The organism is Nonomuraea recticatena (genome assembly GCF_039533245.1).
Classification (GTDB): Bacteria; Actinomycetota; Actinomycetes; order Streptosporangiales; family Streptosporangiaceae; genus Nonomuraea; species Nonomuraea roseola.
Genome location: NZ_BAAATE010000015.1, coordinates 1 through 16,137, shown reverse-complemented (window position 1 = coordinate 16,137; position 16,137 = coordinate 1). Strand labels below are relative to the sequence as shown.

20 protein-coding genes are annotated in these 16,137 nt (G+C 71.1%); 12 read left to right on the top strand and 8 right to left on the bottom strand.

Translation table 11 applies throughout. The features are described from left to right. Nucleotides 1-20 precede the first annotated feature (20 nt). Both ABFX50_RS26515 and ABFX50_RS26510 read left to right on the top strand, forming a co-directional pair. The gene (locus tag ABFX50_RS26515; RefSeq protein WP_346150051.1) at nt 21-422 is read left to right on the top strand and encodes a nuclear transport factor 2 family protein; all 402 of its coding nucleotides are present in this window, start codon (nt 21-23) and stop codon (nt 420-422) included. After that, nucleotides 415-1,419, top strand: a complete 1,005-nt coding sequence (locus ABFX50_RS26510) for a zinc-dependent alcohol dehydrogenase family protein (protein ID WP_346150050.1) — start codon at nt 415-417, stop codon at nt 1,417-1,419. Before ABFX50_RS26515 ends, ABFX50_RS26510 begins: the two co-directional genes overlap by 8 nt. Before the next feature lie 226 nt (nt 1,420-1,645). Here ABFX50_RS26510 and ABFX50_RS26505 read toward each other — a convergent pair whose 3' ends face one another. After that, the gene (locus ABFX50_RS26505; RefSeq protein WP_346150049.1) at nt 1,646-2,032 is read right to left on the bottom strand and encodes a MerR family transcriptional regulator; all 387 of its coding nucleotides are present in this window, start codon (nt 2,030-2,032) and stop codon (nt 1,646-1,648) included. Between the two features lie 50 nt (nt 2,033-2,082). On the opposite strand from ABFX50_RS26505, the gene ABFX50_RS26500 reads away from it, so the two are divergent. From ABFX50_RS26500 to ABFX50_RS26480, 5 genes are read left to right on the top strand one after another with little or no spacing between them, the layout of a single operon-like run. Beyond that, nucleotides 2,083-2,517: an MFS transporter gene (locus ABFX50_RS26500; RefSeq protein WP_346150048.1), complete on the top strand. Its 435-nt coding sequence runs from the start codon at nt 2,083-2,085 to the stop codon at nt 2,515-2,517. Further along, nucleotides 2,510-3,274, top strand: coding sequence for a class I SAM-dependent methyltransferase (locus ABFX50_RS26495; protein WP_346150047.1), 765 nt, complete (start codon nt 2,510-2,512; stop codon nt 3,272-3,274). The genes ABFX50_RS26500 and ABFX50_RS26495 overlap by 8 nt, the downstream gene beginning before the upstream one ends. Before the next feature lie 14 nt (nt 3,275-3,288). Then, nucleotides 3,289-3,909: a GNAT family N-acetyltransferase gene (locus ABFX50_RS26490; protein ID WP_346150046.1), complete on the top strand. Its 621-nt coding sequence runs from the start codon at nt 3,289-3,291 to the stop codon at nt 3,907-3,909. 26 nt (nt 3,910-3,935) lie between these two features. Then, nucleotides 3,936-4,463: a DinB family protein gene (locus ABFX50_RS26485; RefSeq protein WP_346150045.1), complete on the top strand. Its 528-nt coding sequence runs from the start codon at nt 3,936-3,938 to the stop codon at nt 4,461-4,463. Beyond that, a complete protein-coding gene (locus ABFX50_RS26480) occupies nt 4,464-5,108 on the top strand; it encodes a 50S ribosomal protein L11 methyltransferase (protein WP_346150044.1) in 645 nt (214 codons plus the stop codon). It abuts the gene before it with no gap. Between the two features lie 110 nt (nt 5,109-5,218). Here ABFX50_RS26480 and ABFX50_RS26475 read toward each other — a convergent pair whose 3' ends face one another. Next, on the bottom strand, nt 5,219-6,016 hold the full coding sequence (locus ABFX50_RS26475; RefSeq protein WP_346150043.1) for an SDR family NAD(P)-dependent oxidoreductase: 798 nt from the start codon (nt 6,014-6,016) through the stop codon (nt 5,219-5,221). Next, the gene (locus tag ABFX50_RS26470; RefSeq protein ID WP_346150042.1) at nt 6,016-7,449 is read right to left on the bottom strand and encodes a DHA2 family efflux MFS transporter permease subunit; all 1,434 of its coding nucleotides are present in this window, start codon (nt 7,447-7,449) and stop codon (nt 6,016-6,018) included. The genes ABFX50_RS26475 and ABFX50_RS26470 overlap by 1 nt, the downstream gene beginning before the upstream one ends. A gap of 77 nt (nt 7,450-7,526) precedes the next feature. Between ABFX50_RS26470 and ABFX50_RS26465 the strand changes: the two genes are divergently transcribed. Further along, nucleotides 7,527-8,174, top strand: coding sequence for a TetR/AcrR family transcriptional regulator (locus tag ABFX50_RS26465; RefSeq protein WP_183646109.1), 648 nt, complete (start codon nt 7,527-7,529; stop codon nt 8,172-8,174). 140 nt (nt 8,175-8,314) lie between these two features. On the opposite strand, the gene ABFX50_RS26460 is transcribed toward ABFX50_RS26465, so the two are convergent. Beyond that, the gene (locus ABFX50_RS26460) at nt 8,315-9,070 is read right to left on the bottom strand and encodes a DinB family protein (protein WP_346150041.1); all 756 of its coding nucleotides are present in this window, start codon (nt 9,068-9,070) and stop codon (nt 8,315-8,317) included. Nucleotides 9,071-9,128: 58 nt separating this feature from the next. Between ABFX50_RS26460 and ABFX50_RS26455 the strand changes: the two genes are divergently transcribed. Next, nucleotides 9,129-10,106, top strand: coding sequence for an endonuclease/exonuclease/phosphatase family protein (locus ABFX50_RS26455; protein WP_346150040.1), 978 nt, complete (start codon nt 9,129-9,131; stop codon nt 10,104-10,106). A gap of 25 nt (nt 10,107-10,131) precedes the next feature. On the opposite strand, the gene ABFX50_RS26450 is transcribed toward ABFX50_RS26455, so the two are convergent. Further along, nucleotides 10,132-11,769: a serine hydrolase gene (locus tag ABFX50_RS26450; RefSeq protein WP_346150039.1), complete on the bottom strand. Its 1,638-nt coding sequence runs from the start codon at nt 11,767-11,769 to the stop codon at nt 10,132-10,134. A gap of 178 nt (nt 11,770-11,947) precedes the next feature. On the opposite strand from ABFX50_RS26450, the gene ABFX50_RS26445 reads away from it, so the two are divergent. Beyond that, nucleotides 11,948-12,448, top strand: coding sequence for a calcium-binding protein (locus ABFX50_RS26445; protein ID WP_346150038.1), 501 nt, complete (start codon nt 11,948-11,950; stop codon nt 12,446-12,448). 32 nt (nt 12,449-12,480) lie between these two features. On the opposite strand, the gene ABFX50_RS26440 is transcribed toward ABFX50_RS26445, so the two are convergent. Further along, a complete protein-coding gene (locus tag ABFX50_RS26440; protein WP_346150037.1) occupies nt 12,481-13,050 on the bottom strand; it encodes a TetR/AcrR family transcriptional regulator in 570 nt (189 codons plus the stop codon). Nucleotides 13,051-13,143: 93 nt separating this feature from the next. On the opposite strand from ABFX50_RS26440, the gene ABFX50_RS26435 reads away from it, so the two are divergent. Continuing rightward, a complete protein-coding gene (locus tag ABFX50_RS26435; protein WP_346150036.1) occupies nt 13,144-13,632 on the top strand; it encodes a GNAT family N-acetyltransferase in 489 nt (162 codons plus the stop codon). Here ABFX50_RS26435 and ABFX50_RS26430 read toward each other — a convergent pair. Further along, nucleotides 13,629-14,438: an ArsR/SmtB family transcription factor gene (locus ABFX50_RS26430; RefSeq protein ID WP_346150035.1), complete on the bottom strand. Its 810-nt coding sequence runs from the start codon at nt 14,436-14,438 to the stop codon at nt 13,629-13,631. The two genes, ABFX50_RS26435 and ABFX50_RS26430, sit on opposite strands and share 4 nt — an antisense overlap. 145 nt (nt 14,439-14,583) lie before the next feature. Then, entirely contained in the window at nt 14,584-15,486 is a 903-nt protein-coding gene (locus ABFX50_RS26425) for a LysR family transcriptional regulator (RefSeq protein ID WP_346150034.1), read from the bottom strand. Nucleotides 15,487-15,596: 110 nt separating this feature from the next. On the opposite strand from ABFX50_RS26425, the gene ABFX50_RS26420 reads away from it, so the two are divergent. Continuing rightward, complete coding sequence (locus ABFX50_RS26420; protein WP_346150033.1) at nt 15,597-16,013, top strand: hypothetical protein; 417 nt, start codon at nt 15,597-15,599, stop codon at nt 16,011-16,013. The last annotated feature ends 124 nt before the right edge of the window (nt 16,014-16,137 follow it).

Below are 16,137 nucleotides of genomic sequence, written 5' to 3'. Positions count from 1 at the left end.
TCTATCTATGAGGTGTCAGCATGTCGTTTCGTACCACCACCGAGGTCATCGACCGTTTCAACCGCGCCTTCACCGATCACGACCCCGACCTGCTCACCGACCTGATCGGCGAGGACTGTGTGATGGAGGCGGTCCAGCCGACCCCCACCGGAGAGCGCGTCGAGGGCGGCGAGGCCTGCCTGGCCTGGTGGCGGACGCTCGTCGAGGACCGCACCACCCAGTTCGAGCCTCAGGAGGTCGTGATCGCCGCCGATCGGGCGACGATCCGCTGGCACTACCGCTTCGGCGACGGTCCCACCGACTGGGTGAGCGGGGTCAACCTCATGCGGGTGCGCGACGGCGTGATCGTGGAGGCCCTCGGTTACAGCAAGACCGCGGGCGAGGTTCCCCTGGCCACCGAGGAGAAGCCCGAGAATGCGTAGTTATCACCTCGACAGCGGCGCCGGAATCGACGGCCTGGCGATCCGGCGGCACGACGATCCCGTCCCCGGTGCCGGGCAGGTCCTCGTCGCGGTGCGTGCCGTCTCGCTCAGCTACCGCGAGCTGATGGTGCTGCGCGGCGACTACGTGCTGCCGGTGAAGCCGGACGTGGTGCCGGTCTCGGACGGAGCCGGTGAGATCGTCGCGATCGGCTCCGGTGTCCGTACCGCTCGAGTCGGCGACCGGGTGACGGCCACGCTCTTCCCGAGCTGGCAGGACGGCCCGTTCGGCGCCCAGCACCTGCCGCAGCGGGGCGGCTCCCTGGACGGCATGCTGACCGAGCTCGCCGTGATCGACGAGGACGCCCTCGTGCCGATTCCCGATCACCTCTCCTACGAGGAGGCCGCGACACTGCCCTGCGCCGCGGTCACCGCGTGGAACGCCCTGACCGGTGACGGCGACGGCCTCCGGCCGGGTCAGACACTGCTCGTGCAGGGATCTGGCGGGGTATCGCTGTTCGCGCTCCAGTTCGCCAAGGCGCTCGGCGCCCGGGTGATCGCCACGACCAGCAGTCCGGCCAAGGCCGACCGGCTGGCCGGACTCGGCGCCGACGCGACCATCGACTACCGGGCCACCCCCGACTGGCCGGCCATGGTCCGGGAGCTGACCGCGGGCCAAGGGGCCGACCGCATCGTCGACGTCACGGGCCTGCTGGATCAGTCACTCAAGGCAGTGGCGATAGCGGGCCACATCGCCTGCGTGGGCTTCGTCTCCGACACCGCGCCGCCGATCGACCCCCGGGTGCTGTTCGCCTCCGGCGCCACGGTGCGCGCCGTCGCCGTCGGCAGCCGCGCCCAGTTCCTCGCGATGAACCGCGCCATAGAGGATCACCGGCTTCGTCCCGTCATCGATCGGGTGTTCGCCTTCGACGAAGCCTCCGACGCCTACCGCTACTACGCGTCGGGCAAGGCCCTGGGCAAGGTCGTGATCAGGCTCTGAAGCACTTGACCGCAGCGGGGGTCAGCCGGCGTAGGTGGCGGCGCCGCACGCTTCGTCTTCGGCCTTTTCGGACATGGCCGCGATGATCGGTCAGTCGAACTGCAACACGAACCGCCCGCGGTCACCACGACACGGAGTGATCGTCTTACGGGGGCCGGGGATTCGGTTCGCCGAGGTCTTGTACCGGACGCTCGCCGGCCGGCGGGCCTCGAAGCGGCCTGGTGGATCAACGGGAGGCGGGGGCGGCCGACGAGGAGACGGTGAGGGGCGCGGCGGCGATGACGGCGTCGAGGAGGTCACGCGAGGCCTGCAACTCCTCGATGGCGCGGGTGATGCGTTCACGCTGGTGTTGCAGATCGGCGATGATCTCCGGGCAGACGGGCACCAGGTTCCCGGCCTTGACCCGTATGCAGGGCAGCACCTGCCCGATGGTCTCGGTGTTGAGCCCTGCCGACAGCAGACGGCGAATGCGCAGGACGGTGTCGACATCCGATTCCTGATAGGAGCGGTAACCGCTGGCCGCACGCTCCGGCCACAGGAGGCCCTGCTTCTCGTAGTAACGCAGCAGCCGCTCATGAACCCCGGTACGACACGACAGTTCCCCGATACGCACGCCGCCTCCACTTGACTCTGACATGGATGTCAGAGTTTAACCTCCTCCGTATGAGAGGAACGTTTCCGGTGCTTGCCGCTCTGTGCGTGAGCGTCTTCGTCGTCGGCACCGCTGAGTTCCTGACCGCCGGCCTGCTGTCGCAGATCGGCTCTGATCTGGGGGTGCCGGTCCCCGTTGCCGGACAGGTGGTGACCGCTGATGCGCTCGGCACGTTGATCGCCGCGCCGGCGCTGATCGTGGTCACCACCGCGGCCGGTCCTGGGCGGGCCGGCTCCGCGATCGCCGCCGCGCCCTCCGGGTTGACCGTGGCCAACCTGCTCGGAGTGCCGCTGGGTGCGGCGCTCGGCCAGGGTCTGGGCCGACGGCCGCCGCACGACTGTGAACGTCCGGCTGGGTGCGGCGCTCGGCCAGGGTGTGGGCCGGCGGCGCTGCACGCCTGTGAACGTCCGGCCGTGACCCCGACAGTGAGGAAGATCCATGACTGAAGCCGCTGACCACTACGACCGGCTGCTCGCCCGGCATTACACCTGGATGCTCGGCGGCGATCTGGCCGCCCTCGCCGCGGAGCAGGCGGATCTGCTGCGCAGCGTCGGCGTCGTTTCGACGGCGACCGCCGCTACCGCTGTGGACCTCGGCTGCGGGCCGGGCAACCAGAGCTTGGCCCTGGCCCGGCTCGGCTTCTCCACCGTGCTGGCGGTCGACACGAGCAAGGCGCTGCTCGACGAACTGACCGCCACCGCCGGCGGCGACCCCGCCATCCGGACCGTCCAGGCCGACATCCGCACGGTGTTGCCGCACATCGCTCGGCCCGGTACGGCGGACGTCATCGTCTGCATGGGCGACACGCTGACCCACCTGCCCAGCAAGGACGACGTGACCGCCTTGCTCGGCGACATCGCCGACGCCCTGGTGAAGGACGGCCAGCTCGTGATCACCTACCGCGACCTCACCCGTCCCCTGGCCGGCGCGGACCGGTTCATCCTGGTCCGCGGCACCGCCGACCAGCTGCTGACCTGCTTCCTGGAATATGGCGACGACGACACCGTCCTCGTCCACGACGTGCTGTGCACCCGTACCGGCGACACCTGGAGCCAGAAGGTCGGCACTTACCCCAAGCTCCGCATCGGCGCCGACTGGCTCGCCGCGCAATGCGCCGGGGCCGGGTTGTCGGTGCGACGCAACGAGATCGGCCCACGCGGCATGCGCCTGCTGACCGCCGTCAAGGCGGGAGCGGAGAGCTGAAGGTCACCGATCTCATGAGACTCGACGTCCCGGTGCTGTCCGGTGCTGCTGTACGGCTGGAGCCGCTCACCATGGACCATGCGCCCGAGCTGGCGCAGGCCGCAGAAGAGGACCGGTCCTCCTATGCCTTCACCCTGGTTCCCCGTGCGGATGAGGTGGAGGCCTACCTGCGAGCCCAGCTCTCTCGCGAGGGGCTGACCCCCTTCGCGCAGATCCGCCTGCAGGATGGGAAGGCGGTGGGATGCACGGCGTTCTGGGATCCGCGTTACTGGCCCGGCCGCCAGGACCTGCGCGCTGTGGAGGTCGGCTGGACCTGGCTGGCCGCTTCCGCGCAGGGCACCACCATCAACGCCGAGGCCAAGCTGCTGCTGTTCACTCACGCGTTCGAGGTGCTGGGCGTGACTCGCGTCGACCTGAAGACCGACGCACGCAACCAGCGCTCCCGCCGGGCGATGGAGCGCCTCGGGGCGACATTCGAGGGGGTGTTGCGCAGGTGGTCGCCCTCCTGGGCACCGGGTGAGGCAGGCCTGTTGCGGGACTCGGCCATGTTCTCGGTGATCGCCACGGAGTGGCCGGCCATCAAGACGGCCATGCTGGACCGCCTCCTCGCCACATCCACTGGAGAAGTGAAATGACCCCCCAGAAGCCCATGTTTGCCGAAATGTTCGTCGAGGAGAGGGCCGACCCCAGGATCCACGTGCCGACCGGAGGCGAGGAGAAGGCCATGCTCGCCGCCTTCCTGCGCTGGCACCGGCAGACGCTGCGGCTGAAGTGCGCCGACCTCGACCCGCGGGCCCTCGCCCAGCGGCCGGTGTCCTTCTCCGGTTTGTCCCTGCTCGGCCTGGTGCGGCACCTGGCCGACGTCGAGCGCCGCTGGTTCCGCCGGGACCTGGCTGGGCAGGCGGTCGAGCCGTACTTCGCCTCGGAGGATCACCGAGACGCGGCCTTCGACAACGCCGCACCCGATGCCGAGATGGTCGCCGAGGCTTGGCGCCGATGGCAGGAAGAGGTCGACTTCGCCGACCGTTTCGTGGCCGAGGCGGAGAGCCTGGAGGTGACGGGTGAGGATTCCTGGCGGGGCACGATCACCCTGCGGTGGGTGCTGGTGCACATGGTGGAGGAATACGCGCGGCACAACGGCCACGCCGACTTCCTCCGGCAGGGCATCGACGGCGCGGTCGGCCTCTGAGTGGACATCGAACAGTGGGCCGAGATCGGAGGCTCCCTCCAGACCAGCGACGGCGTACACCGGCCATCGTGGTTTTCCGCGTTCCTGGCCGCCGGCATGGACGACTGCGGGGATCTGACGGTGATCGACGCTGGATGCGGGGCCGGGCTGGTGGCCGTGGCGGCGCTGCAGGCGGGAGCTCCTCACGTCGTGGCCCAGGACTACGACCCCAAGGCCCTGCACGACACGGCCCGCAACGTCACACGGATCCTGGGGTCGCGGGCGCGTGCTCGGCTGACCTTGTGGGAGGCCGACTGGAGCCGGCTCCGCCCGATGCAGGCCGATCTTCTGGCGGTCAATCCTCCCCAGCGCCCAGCCGCCCTGTTGCCCGCCGTACCCCAGGACCAACGGCACCTCCACGACGGCGGCGGGCCGGACGGACTCGCGGCGATCCGTCTCGTCCTGCGCCACGCCGGAGCGGGCAGAGTACGGACCACCGCCGCGGCCGCCCTACGGTTCGACACGCGGGAATTCCCGGGCTGGTCGGCACCGCGGTGCGTGGCCATGACAGAACTGCCCTACGACCCTGCATGGCGCGCCCTCGTCCCTGACCTGCTAGGACAGGTGGGCATCTGGGAACTCCACCGAGAATGCGCTGACGGTTGAGTGGACGTGCGGCGGCGGCCCGGACCGCATGCGCGGCCGGTACGCACCTTCGGGTGACGGCGACCGACGACACCCACCCCCGGGCCGGTCCGCACGTCGGCGGCGCGGGGTCAGTTCTCCAAGGAGGCCAGCAGGTGGTGGGTCAGGTCGTGCAGCCGGGTCGCGGCGTGGGGGTCGAAGGCGGAATCGTCCAGGTTGATCGGGTCGAAGCGCGCGAACGCGGTGAGCGGCGCCGCCGGCGGGGCGTCGATGCGGGCGATGATCGGTTCGATGCCTTCGCCGACCGGCCGGCCGTGCCTTTTGAGCGTGGCGACATGGGCGGCGGTGGGCGGGTCGTACTCGCCTGCGAAGCTGGTGGCCACCGGGCCGGGGTTGATCAGCACGTACCGGGTGGGGCCGGTCGCCCGGCGGGTGGCGTAGGCGACCGCGAGCAGGTCGTTGGCCCGTCCGGCCTGCATCTGGGCGGCCACCCCTTCGTAGCCGTGTTCGAGCATGAGGTCGTCCCAGTGGATGCGGCCCATGGGGACGCCGGGCCCGGAGACGTTGACGATGACGCCGGGCGCGGTCAGGCCGTGGCTGAGGATGAACCGGCTCAGGTACTCCAGGGCGAAGACGCCTTCGACGCCCTCGGCGGTGACGAACCGGCTGGACCGGAAGTAGCGGGCGCACAGCACCAGCGCATCCACGGCGGGGTGGCGGGCGTTGATCTCCTCGACGATCCTCCTGTTCTCGCTGACCAGGCTCAGGTCCGCGGGGATGACGTGGGCTCCGGGCAGCGTGGCCGCCTTGGCCGCGTCGCGGCCGATGACCACCACGGTGTCGCCTCGATCCAGGTAGGTGGCGGCCAGGGCCCGGCCCATGCCGTCGGTGCCGCCGCTGATCACGATGGTCTTCGCGGTGCTGGTCATCAGGACGCCTTCGCTGTGGTGACGGATTCGGAGAGGGTGGCAGGAGTGTGATCGCGGCCGGGTAGCAGCGGGGTCACGGCGAGCACGGCCGCGATGAGCGCGCTGACGAGCCAGAACACGGTGTGGAAGCCGGTGATCACGTCTGTGGCGGTCTGCAGGATGAGGGTGACCAGGGCGATGCCGAGCGCGGCGCCGAGCTGGTTGAGCATGTAGAGGACCGAGCTGCCCTGCGCGACGAGCGGGCCGGGCAGGCTCCGGTAGAGCGAGCCCATCGACGGCGCGCTGAAGCAGCCCATCCCCAGGCCGATGGCCAGCGCCGCCACCACCGGCCACGCCTGGCTGGTGTCGGCGTCGATCCGGGTGAAGGCCAGGGCGCTGAGCCCGGCCACGAGCGCGCCGCCGGCGGCCAGGCCTCGGGCGCCGATCCGGTCCGAAAGTCGGCCCGCGAGCGGCATGGCGATGGCGCCGCCCAGGCCAGCCGGTGCCATCAGCAGCCCGGCGGTGAGCACCCCGTGGCCGTGTGCCTGCTGGTGGAACAGCGGGAGCGCGAACAGGGTCGCGAAGTTGGCCAGCCCGCCCAGTCCCATGATGGTGACGCTGGCGGTGAACCCCCTGCTGGCGAACAACCGCATGTCGATCAACGGCGGTGTGCGGCGGACGCCGAGCGAGCGCAGGACGTAGCCGGTGATCAGCACGAGGCCCACGGCCAGCGGCAGCAGCGCCTGCCAGGCGCCGAACGTCCCGTGCTCGGCCGTCTGCGACAGGGCCAGGACGAGCCCGGCGAACCCTGGCGCGAGCAGGGCCAGTCCCAGGACGTCGAGCCGGACCGCAGGGTGCCGTCCAGACAGGGAGTCTGCGGGCAGCACGCGTACGGCCAGCAGGTAGGCGATCAGGCCGACGGGCACGCTGAGCAGGAACATCCACCGCCACGACAGGCCGCCCAGGACGGCGCCGCCCGCGATCGGCCCCAAGACCGGGCCGAGGGACAGCACCACGCCCATCAGACCCATGACGCGCCCGGCGCGCGCCGGTCCGGCCGCGCGGGCCAGCAGGATCAGCACAAGCGGGTCGAGCAGCCCGGCGCCGAAGCCCTGCAGGGTGCGGAAGGCGATCAGGCTGCCGGCGTCCCAGGCCAGGCCTGCGGCCAGCGATCCGGCGATGAACACCGCCAGGCCGGCCAGCCACAGCCGCCGTCCGCCGTACCTGTCGACCGCCCAGGTGGTGAACGGGATGGTGACGGTGACGGCGAGCAGGAAGCCGGTGGAGGCCCAGCCGACCGTGCTGAGCGAGGCGTGCAGGGCGCTCGCCAGTGTCGTGGTGGCGACCGCGGCCATCGTGCTGTTGAGGATGCCCAGCAAGCCGCCGAGCAGGACGACGCCGATCAGGGCCAGCAGTGGCCGATCGAGCCGGTCATCCGAAGGGATTGAACTCATGGGTTCAAACTAGTTATCCCGCGAATCCAGCGCAACTTGGATGTTCATATGGGTGAACCAGCCAGTACAATCGAGGCATGGCTACCGCACGCGGACGCATCGACAAACGGCAGGCGATCCTGGACGGCGCCTTCGCCGTGTTCGCCCGTCAGGGCTACGCCCAGGCCTGCGTACAGGAGATCGCCGATGAGGCCGGCGTGGCCAAACCCACGGTGTACAACCACCTCACCGACAAGGCCACCCTCTTCAGGCACGCGATCCAGGCCGCGGCCCAGAGCGTGCTGGACCAGCGACTTGCCGCGCTGAAACCGCTCACCGAGCCCGGCGCCGACCTCCGCACCACGTTGGAGGAGGTCGGTCACCACCTGGTGCGCCTGCACGCCGACGACCGCTCCTGCGCACTGCGGCGGCTGCTTTACGCGGAGCTCACCCACTTCCCCGACATCCTCGACATCGCCGTCGAGAGCGGTCCGCACCGTCTCAACCAGGCGCTCGCCGACCGGCTGGCGCGGCTCATCCTCGCCGGCCGCCTGCACGCCACCAACCCGGACCAGGCGGCCGAACACCTCCTGGCCCTGCTCATCGGCCCGCTGGAGTCACGCTCCCAGATGGGCACCCGCCAGCTCGACGACACGGAACTGCGGGAGATGACCCGCGCCGCCGTCCACACCTTCCTCCAGGCCTTCGGCGCCGAGAACGCACACGCGCGGCAGCCCGCGGAGTGATCGCCGCCGGATTCGGTCCTGGCCGTGGGGCGAGATGGATCTTCAATCCCTCGTGTCTCGCCGGCGGCCTCGGAGGGGCGCCGCCATGACCTGCTCGCACGGCCGCGGCCCGCGCCGCCGGCGGTCGCCGCCTGGAGCGGTCAGGCCCCCGTGACGCCGTCGAGGCGTTCGCGGACCAGGTCGGCGTGGCCGCTGTGGCGTGCGTACTCGGCGATCAGGTGGACGTAGATCAACCTCAGGGAGATCTCCTCGCCGTCGTCGTGGACGAAGGTGTCGTCGAGCGACGCCCGCGCCACCGCGGCGTCGGCGAGCTTCCACTCCTCGATCAGTCGGGCGTGGTCGCCCGCGGCGTTGGCCGGGTCGAGGTCCTCGAAGTCGGCGTCCTTCCACTCGGGCGTGGAGTAGGCCGTCTCGACGGCCTCGCCGGAGAAGCGGCGGCGGAACCAGGTGCGCTCGACCTTCGTCATGTGGCGCACCATCCCGAGCAGGGTCAGGTTGGACGGCGGCACGGTGGCCGTGGCGAGCTGCTCGCCCGTCAGCCCCGCGCACTTCTGCAGCAGCGTCGCGCGATACCAGTCGAGCATGCCCTGCAGCAGGGCGCGCTCGTCGCCGGTCTTCGACCCGCCGACCCGCTCGATCTCCGGGGCGATCCATGTCACAGGCCCATCCTCCACCATGATCACAGCAGGCCACGACGCGACGGAGGAGCCATGCCCTTCAGGGCAGGATGGCGTCCACGTAGCCGCCGTCGACGCGCAGGGCGCCGCCCGTGGTCGCCGACGCGTACGGCGGGGCAGCTGGTCCACGACCCTGGCGGCGCCCTCCTCCGTCGACAGGTCGGCGGCGACGGAGGTCACGCGCGCGCCGTCCACCTCGCCGCCGGGGCGGCGGTTCATCCGCCTCTCATTTCCGTCCCCGAAGCTGTGGCGGGACAAGCCGTAGCGAGGGGGTCGTGTGAGCATCGCCGCCGAGAAGGTCCAGCGGGCGAGCGGGCCCGCGCCGCGCAGCAGGCGCAGGCGGTGGAGGTCGTGGCTGCCGGCGGGCGCGTTCGCCGCCTGGGCCTGCGTCAGGGTCTTCGGCCTCGAACATGGATCGTTCCCGACCCAGTTGATGACGCTCACGCCGTACGCGCTGGCGGCCGGGGTGGTCACGACGGTGGTCCTGGCCGTCCGCAGGAGGCCCGCCGCCGTGCTGGCGCTGGCCGCGTGCGTGGCGCTGGCCGCGACCGTGCTGCCGCGCGCCTTCGCCGAGCCGCTGACCGTACGGGGGCCCGCGCTGAAGGTCCTGTCGATCAACCTGTTCTCCAGGGCGGACGCGCAGGCGGTGGTCACGCTGGTGAAGGAGTTCGATCCTGACGTGTTCAGCGCGCTCGAGCTGGGGCCCGAGACGGTCAGGCGCCTCGACGAGGCGGGGCTGGACACCCTCATGCCGCACAGGGTGCTGCAGGCGGAGCGGGGCGCGTCCGGCAGCGGCCTGTTCGCCAAGCATCCGCTGACCGAGCTGAAGGGCCTGTTCACGCCGATCGGTCACAACATGCCCGCGGCCACGGTGACGCTGCCCTCGGGCGTCAAGGCGCAGGTGGTGGCCGTTCACCCGAATCCGCCGCTGGGGTCGATGGCGGCCGAATGGTACGCGTCGCTGGCGGCGCTGCCCGCGCCCTCGCCCGACGTGGTGCGCGTGCTGGCGGGGGACTTCAACGCCAGCCTCGACCACAGGGCGATGCGGGACCTGCTCGGCAAGGGGTACATCGACGCCGCCGAGGCGGTGGGCAAGGGGCTGACGCCGACGTGGCCGCACGGGCGGCTGCTGCCTCCGTTGATCACCATCGACCACGTGCTGGCCGACCGGCGGGTGGGGGTGGCCAGGGTGGAGGTGCGCGACGTCCCCCGCACCGACCACCGTGCCGTCTTCGCCGAACTCCGCCTTCCGTGAGGCCGCAGGAGGAGCGCCGGCCTTCTCAGCGGGGGCGGATGAAGGTGCCGAGGCTGTTCTCGTTGAGGTGTTCGACGGTCACCGCCGACGCCCGCTCCTCCTCCCGCACCGTGAACCGCACACCGGACAGCCCCACCGCGTTCTCTCCGCGCGTGACGTAGCTGAAGGTGTCTCCGTCGTAGTGGCGCAGCGGGAAGGCCATGTCCTTGGGGCCCAGCCGCATCACCAGTCCCCCGTCCTCGGTCGAGGTGACCCGCATCGGCCCGTAGTAGGGGTTGTCGTAGGTTCCCGTGTAGGCGTCGGCGGGGTGTGCCCGCCTGCCGTCCGAGGGAGGCCTGGAGTAGTCGATCGTCGATCGCCCCTCCTGCTCCATGGCCGCGAACATCCTGCCCACGAGGGGGAGCCAGTCGACGGTCTGCCTGCCGTGCTGGGCGATGTCGAAGAAGGCCTCGGCCACGGTCTCGGGCACGCCCACGGGCTCGCCGTTGGTGAGGACCACGATGCCGAGCCCCTCGTTCGGCAGCAGCGTCACCGTGGTGGCCGCGCCCTCGCCGAACCCGCCCGAGTGGTTGAGCCGCAGCCGCCCGAGCGCGTCGTAGTTGACGTTCCAGCCGAGCCCGTAGAAGCCCGCCCCGCCGAACGGGGCGCGGGGCGGGACGGAGACGATCCTCGGCAGGTGCGTCTGTGCGAGGGCGACCGGGTCGATGACGGTCCTGCCGCCGAAGCTCCCGCCGGCGAGCTGCAGCCGCATCCACGCGACCATGTCACGGGCCGTGGAGCTCGCGCCGCCCGCGGGGGACTGCGCCTGGGGGTCGCGGGTGTACCTGGCCTCCCAGCGACCGTCCGCCTTGACGTGGAGGACCGCCCTGTCGGGCGCCTTGGCGTAGGCGGAGAAGAGCGAGCTGGTGGACTTCATGCCCAGGGGCCGGTACAGCACCTGGGCCGACAGCTCCTCCCACGTGACGCCGCGGGCCTTCGCCACCGCCTCGGCCGCCGCCGTGAGGCCGAAGTTGGTGTAGGCGTAGCTCGCGCGGAACGGCGTCAGCGGCTCGTAGCGCAGGTGCCGCAGGATGTACGGCCTGCCGTACCCGAGATCTTCGAGCAGGTCGCCGGCGTGGTCGGGGAGTCCGCTGCGGTGGGCGAACAGGTCGGCAAGGGTGGCGTGCCCGCTCACCCACGGGTCCTTGAGCGCGAAGGCGGGGTCGTGATCGGCCACGGGGTCGTCCCAGGTGACGGTCTCGGCGCCCACGACCCCCGCGACCACGGTCGAGGCCAGGGGCTTGGAGAGCGAGGCGAGCTGGAAGACCGTGTCGGGGCCGACGGGCCGCGGGTCGCCGACGCGCCGCACGCCGTACCCCTTCAGATACAGCGTCCGGTCGTTGTGCACGACGGCGACCGACAGGCCCGGCACGCCGGTCCTCGCCATCGCGTCGCGGATGACGCCGTCGAGCGCGGCGACGGCCCCGTCGATCCGGGCTCTGGTCAGCGAGGGCGGGGCCTGGGCCGGTGGGGCGGCGGACAGCGCCGGCGTGGGGGTCGTCCCGACGTACCGCGCTCCGGGCCGGCCGGCCGTCATCAGCCCGTCACCCACGCCGCACGCGGCGAGCAGCAGCGCCGCCACGCCCGCGGCCGCCCAGCCCGCGTGCCTTCGCCTGTGTGTCATCTTTCCCAGCCTAGGACGCGTTTGCGCAGATCACACGGCTGGCGGAGCGCATGTCCCCGTGGCGCCGCCGGGGTTGGTGAGATCAGAGAGAACCTTTGGGGTCGTTGAGAGACGACCTCGGGGAGATCTGCGTTCGTACGCGTGATCAGACACGAGGGGGCAGATCGTGGAGCCAACGGTGACGGGAAGCCGTCGCGTCGCGAGGAGGGCGGCCGTCCTCGCGACGGCCACGGTGATGGTGGCCATGGGCGCGAGCGCGGCGCCCGCGGGAGCCGTGGTGCGGGGCTACGACGTCGAGGCTCGTGCCCTGACGGCGCCGCCGACGTGCGACACCGCCACCCCCACCCTGTCGGGTACCGACTTCTCCGAGATCCTGGAGGGCACGCCGGGCAACGACGTGATCTTCGGCCTGGGCGGCGACGATGTCATCAACGGCCTGGGCGGCGACGACCTGTTGTGCGGCGGAAGCGGCGACGACGCCGTCTCAGGCGGCGACGGCGACGACACCCTCGACGGAGAATCGGGCAGCGACGGGCTGTCCGGCGAAGCCGGCGACGACACCCTGCGCGGGAGCGGCGGCTCGGACTTCCTGAACGGCGGCAGCGGCGTCAACACCAACGACGGTGGAAGCGACGTGGACTTCTGCGTCAACCCGTCGAACGGTCGCGGCTGCCCCTGACCGCGAGGAGGCGGCAGAGCGGCCCCGCGGCCTCAGCGTGCGGACAGCAGCCTGCGCAGGGCGTCGGCGAGGACGTCGGGGTCCTTCAACGCGGGGTCGGCCAGTGCCAGCGGCATGCCGAGCCCGTCGAGGAGGGCGAGGGCCTGGCTGGCCAGGCGGTCGGGGTCGCCGTCCGCGCCGAAGCTCCCGTCGGCGAGCCCCTCGCCGATCACCTCGGCGAGCAGGGCGCGCCATGCGGCGTAGTCGCGCAGGAACTCCCCCCGCCACTCCGCGTCGCGCAGCGCCCACCGCCACGACTCGACCCACACCCGCCAGCCGCCGCCCTCCTCGCCCGCGACGTGGTGGGCGATGTGCAGCAGCCGCTCCCACGGCGTGCCCCGCAGTCCCTGCCTGACCACGGCCAGGTCGGTGGCGGCGGAGTGGCGGAAGGCGGCGACGAGGAGGTCCTCGCGGTTGCCGAAGTAGTACTGCAGCGTGCTGATCGGCACTCCCGACGCCTCGGCGACGTCGGCGAACCTGGTCGCCTCCGCGCCGCGCTCGGCGATGACCCGCGCGGCCCCCTCGAGGACGTCCTGCCTGCGCCGCCCGGCCCGTCTGCCCATGTCCCCCTATCTATCACGAGCCCGAAGGCATCTATCACGAGCCCGGAGGCGGACGCCCGGCGGACAGGGCGATCACGGCAGCATGATGGAGGCATGAGCGAAGACCGGATCTCCCTCACCCCGCTGACCGTGGCCGACGCCGACGAGATGGTGGACGTCCTGAGCGGCGAGCGGCTCTACACCTTCACCGGCGGCTCGGCCCCCACGTTGGAGGGCCTGCGCGCCCGCTACACCAGGCAGGTCACCGGCCGCTCCCCCGACGGCCTGGAGGAGTGGCGCAACTGGATCGTCCGCCGCGGTCACGACGGGCAGGCGGTCGGCTACGTCCAGGCCACGATCACCGAGCAGGGCCGCAAAGCCGAGATCGCCTGGGTGATCGGCCTCGCGTGGCAGCGCAGGGGTTATGCCTCCCAGGCCGCCACCGCCCTGGTGGCCTGGCTGTTCGACAGGGGGGTCGAGCAGGTCGTGGCCCACATCCATCCCGACCACGCCGCCTCCGCCGCCGTCGCCGCCAAGGCCGGGCTCTCACCCACCGACCAGTTCGACGACGGCGAGCGGCTGTGGCGGGCGAAGCGCTCCTAGCCGGCGCACTGGTCGGCGACGAGCTTGCCGCCCTCGAGGAAGGTCTTCAGCGCCGAGAGGATCATGATCCAGCCGCCGCTGGTGCCCTCCAGCATCTTGCTGTCGGGGCTGTCGAAGAGGTCGTGGACGATCGTCAGCTTGACGCCCAGCTCCGGGATCTCGGCGGGCTCGATCTCGAAGGTCACCCTCGAGCGCTCCTTGAGCGCCTCGGCGAACGCCTCGTCGGAGTCGAACAGCTGGCGGTGCATCGGCTGCAGCGTGTGCCAGGAGAAGGAGAGCCGCTTGCCGGGCTCGGCCTCCAGGACCCGCTGGCCCAGCTCCTCGAACTCCCCGTCGGGGAAGGACTTCCAGCGCACCGGCGAGCCGACCTCCCAGGTCGACTCGGGGCCCGTGCCACCCATGTAGACCTTGATGAGCTCGGGGTCGGTGAGCGCCTGGTAGAGCTTGTCCTGGGTGGTCTGGATGTAGGTCACATAGACGAACTCGGGCTTGCTCATGGGCGTTGCCTCCAGTGATTGCTTCAGTCGGGCCAGCACGGACAGCCGTCCCCGCTCGTAGCGGCCGATCCAGCGGTCGGCGATGTCGTGGATCGGCACCGGGTTGAGGTAGTGCAGCTTCTCCCTGCCGTGCCGTACGGCCGAGACGAGGTTGGCGGCCTCCAGCACCGCCAGGTGCTTGCTCACCGCCTGCCTGCTCATGCCGAGGCCCTCTGTCAGCTCCAGCAGGGTCTGGCCGTTGCGCTCGTTGAGCCGGTCGAGCAGCCGCCTGCGGCTCGCGTCGGCCAGGGCCTTGAACACCGCGTCCACCCTCCCAGAATAGGCAACTATTTGGTTGCCTGTCTAGGTGCGCGGGCACGCGTCGCGCTCATCCCGCACGACCTCTTCAGCGACGGTCCCGCACAGCTCCGCCCGCGATGGCCGGCGTCTCAACCGCGCAGCCCGCCTTATGAGCTCATCCGCGCTTCTCCTGTGGTTGGCCGGTGGCCCAGTTCCAGCCGGTGATCGTGGCGCGCATCAGCCGGGCGGCGGTCGACAGGTGGCTGTCGGCCCCCCAGTAGAGGGTGACCGCGCGACGGCAGTCGGGGCTGTCGACGGCGATCCAGGCGCCGCTGGGCCGCGTGGAGCTACGCCTGGCGAAGGCGGGGACCAGGCCGATGCCCAGCCCCGCGCTGATCAGGTCGGCGATGGCGCTGGGCTCGTCGACCTCGCAGACGATCTTCGGTGTGAGCTCTCGTGCGGCGAAGAGCCGATCGAGAAGCCTGCGCTGCCAATGCCCCTGGCGGGCGCTGACGAAGGGCTGGCCGGCGAGTTCGTCGATGCTCACAGAGGTACGGCCCGCCAGCGGATGACCGAGCGGCGTGGCGACCCCTACCGCGTCATCGAGCAACTGGACCGCCGCCAGGCCCTCAGCGGAGATGGGCTGGGAGGCGACACACAGGTCGACCTCCTGGGCGCGCAGGTGGCGGGCCATGTCCTCGGCCGGCATCCAGCGGAGTTCGATCTCGATGTCGGGATGGGCGCGTTTGTAGGCCGCCAGCGGCCCTGTGAGGGTGAGGAAGGTCTCCGACGCCAGCCGTACGGTGCCCACGCCTTCGCTGACGGCCTCGGCGACGGCCCGCCGTCCCGCGTCGAGCTCCCCCAGGGAGCGTTCGACGTGACCGAGGAAGAGCCTGCCCGCGTCGTTCAGCCGGAGCCGGCCGCTCCGGTCGAACAGCGGCGCGCCCAGCTCGCCCTCCAGCCTGGCGATGGTACGGCTCAGCGACGGCTGGGCGACGCGAAGCTCCTCAGCGGCGCGGCTGAGGTGCTCCAGCCGCGCCACCACCACGAACTGCCGGAGCGTGTTCAGATCCATCATGCCTCCCAAGACATGACAGCATAGCAATATTGATCTTCGACAAGATAACTGCTGAGTCATAGTGTCGGCGCGTGTTGATGAATCGACGAACACGGCAAGGAGGACCCTTCATGGTCATCGATGCCGCGCCCATGACGACACCCGCGGGATGGGCCCTGCGCGCCGTCGTCAGCGCGCACATGGTGGCGATCGTCGGCCAGCCGGTGTTCGCCGGGGTGTATCTGACCGGCGACTACGACAGCCTGCTCTGGCACGCGATCGGCGCCGACGTGGTCACGTCCATCGGATATCTGCAGGTGATCGCCGCGATCGTGGTGTGGGTCAGGCTGCGCAGGGCCTGGCCCTTCCTGACCACGATGGCGGTGGTGGCGACCGAGACGGTGCAGTACTTCGCCGGGCTGGACGGCGCCCTGTGGCTGCACATCCCGCTGGGCGTGATGACCGTCGCCGCGCTCGTCGTGCAGTTCATCGCCGTCTGGCGCCGGCCCCTCCTGCGGCGGGAGGCCCGCGATGCGCGAGCGCGATGAGGGCCGTGGCCTGAGCCGGCGGCGGATGCTGGGCATCGGTGGGGCGCTCGGGCTGATGGCGGCCACCGGGCTGTCGGCCTCGGCCGCGCTGGCCCGCCGCCCCTCGGTCACCGGTGCCGAACTG

Excerpts from the sequence above, each read along its gene's own strand:
- ABFX50_RS26515 (WP_346150051.1), top strand. The coding sequence starts at position 21 with ATGTCGTTTCGTACCACCACCGAGGTCATCGACCGTTTCAACCGCGCC.
- ABFX50_RS26510 (WP_346150050.1), top strand. The coding sequence starts at position 415 with ATGCGTAGTTATCACCTCGACAGCGGCGCCGGAATCGACGGCCTGGCG.
- ABFX50_RS26500 (WP_346150048.1), top strand. The coding sequence starts at position 2,083 with ATGAGAGGAACGTTTCCGGTGCTTGCCGCTCTGTGCGTGAGCGTCTTC.
- ABFX50_RS26495 (WP_346150047.1), top strand. The coding sequence starts at position 2,510 with ATGACTGAAGCCGCTGACCACTACGACCGGCTGCTCGCCCGGCATTAC.
- ABFX50_RS26490 (WP_346150046.1), top strand. The coding sequence starts at position 3,289 with ATGAGACTCGACGTCCCGGTGCTGTCCGGTGCTGCTGTACGGCTGGAG.
- ABFX50_RS26485 (WP_346150045.1), top strand. The coding sequence starts at position 3,936 with ATGTTCGTCGAGGAGAGGGCCGACCCCAGGATCCACGTGCCGACCGGA.
- ABFX50_RS26475 (WP_346150043.1), bottom strand. The coding sequence starts at position 6,016 with ATGACCAGCACCGCGAAGACCATCGTGATCAGCGGCGGCACCGACGGC.
- ABFX50_RS26470 (WP_346150042.1), bottom strand. The coding sequence starts at position 7,449 with ATGAGTTCAATCCCTTCGGATGACCGGCTCGATCGGCCACTGCTGGCC.
- ABFX50_RS26465 (WP_183646109.1), top strand. The coding sequence starts at position 7,527 with ATGGCTACCGCACGCGGACGCATCGACAAACGGCAGGCGATCCTGGAC.
- ABFX50_RS26460 (WP_346150041.1), bottom strand. The coding sequence starts at position 9,070 with ATGAACCGCCGCCCCGGCGGCGAGGTGGACGGCGCGCGCGTGACCTCC.
- ABFX50_RS26450 (WP_346150039.1), bottom strand. The coding sequence starts at position 11,769 with ATGACACACAGGCGAAGGCACGCGGGCTGGGCGGCCGCGGGCGTGGCG.
- ABFX50_RS26440 (WP_346150037.1), bottom strand. The coding sequence starts at position 13,050 with ATGGGCAGACGGGCCGGGCGGCGCAGGCAGGACGTCCTCGAGGGGGCC.
- ABFX50_RS26435 (WP_346150036.1), top strand. The coding sequence starts at position 13,144 with ATGAGCGAAGACCGGATCTCCCTCACCCCGCTGACCGTGGCCGACGCC.
- ABFX50_RS26425 (WP_346150034.1), bottom strand. The coding sequence starts at position 15,486 with ATGATGGATCTGAACACGCTCCGGCAGTTCGTGGTGGTGGCGCGGCTG.
- ABFX50_RS26420 (WP_346150033.1), top strand. The coding sequence starts at position 15,597 with ATGGTCATCGATGCCGCGCCCATGACGACACCCGCGGGATGGGCCCTG.